Origin of the sequence: Streptomyces sp. SID13031 (assembly GCF_010548305.1) — a bacterium.
Lineage (GTDB): Bacteria > Actinomycetota > Actinomycetes > Propionibacteriales > Kribbellaceae > Kribbella.
Window position 1 is genome coordinate 1 of the sequence record NZ_JAAGLV010000112.1, and the last position, 394, is coordinate 394.

General features: G+C 72.8%; 1 protein-coding gene. It reads right to left on the reverse strand.

Features of this window, described 5'->3' with window-relative positions:
* Positions 1-394 (reverse strand): citrate/2-methylcitrate synthase (locus G3I17_RS39480; RefSeq protein ID WP_275402668.1); only part of this gene is annotated, 394 nt, incomplete at both ends.

Genomic DNA, 394 nt, shown 5'->3' on the forward strand with positions numbered 1-394 from the left:
TTCGCCGTACGCCGCAGCACGCGCGCACGCGGGTCCTCGGCGCGGTACACGCGGTGGCCGAAGCCCATCAGGCGCTCGCCCTTGTCCAGGGCGCGCTTGACGTAGGCGCTCGCGTCACCGGTCCGCTCGATCTCCTCGATCATGCCGAGGACGCGGGAGGGGGCGCCGCCGTGCAGCGGGCCCGACATGGCGCCGACGGCGCCGGACAGGGCCGCGGCCACGTCGGCACCCGTGGAGGCGATGACGCGGGCGGTGAACGTGGAGGCGTTCATGCCGTGCTCCGCGGCGGACGTCCAGTACGCGTCGACGGCGGCCACGTGCTTCGGGTCGGGCTCACCGCGCCAGCGGATCATGAAGCGCTCGACGATCGTCTGCGCCTTGTCGATCTCCTTCT